The 715-nt window shown below is 60.0% G+C and carries 1 protein-coding gene; it reads right to left on the bottom strand.

Going from position 1 to position 715, the window contains the following annotated elements; translation table 11 throughout:
• Positions 1-715 (bottom strand): hypothetical protein (locus SPI01S_RS22825; protein ID WP_084253703.1); only part of this gene is annotated, 715 nt, incomplete at both ends.

Genomic DNA, 715 nt, shown 5'->3' with positions numbered 1-715 from the left:
CAGCCAGGTTACGGATCTCTCGACCGGTGTCGCAAGCAACATCGCGTCGCTGTCGACCGGGCAGACTTCGCTTTCCTTGGGTCTGAGCGCCGCCAACAGCAACGTGGCGACGCTGTCGTCGGGCGTGGCCGTAGCGACCAGCAGCGTCGCGTCGATGTCGACGGCGGTTGCCGCGAACACGTCGACCGTGAATTCGCTGTCAACGACCGTGAGCACCGCGAACGACAGCATCGCGTCGCTCTCGACCTTGACCTCGTCCGGTCTTTCCGGTGCGAACAGCAGAATCGACTCGCTGTCGACCGGAACGAAAAACAGCATCTCCTCGCTGTCCACCGGCGTGGCGAATGCGACAAGCGGGCTTACGAGCCTGTCCGTGTCGACGTCGACAGGCTTCGCGACGACGAACAATGCGATCGCTTCGCTTTCGTCCGGCGCGAACGCAACGTTCAGCAGCATCGCTTCCCTGTCGAACTCGACTGCCCAGAACTTTGAAACGACGAACAGCAGCATCGAATCACTGTCGACGGGGCTTTCGGACACGAATAGCGGGGTAACGTCGCTGTCAACGGGGCTGGTTGGAACAAATTCCACAGTCACCAGCCTGTCGGCGTCGATCTCTACTAGGTTGAGCTCGAATGCCAGCACTTTAAATTCTAATGCCAGCGCACTGGTTAGCCTGTCGACTTCCACCTCGACGAGGTTGAGCTCGCAGAGT

Source organism: Sphingomonas pituitosa NBRC 102491 (genome assembly GCF_001598435.1).
GTDB classification, from domain to species: domain Bacteria; phylum Pseudomonadota; class Alphaproteobacteria; order Sphingomonadales; family Sphingomonadaceae; genus Sphingomonas; species Sphingomonas pituitosa.
This window is presented reverse-complemented; position numbering and strand designations above follow the sequence as displayed.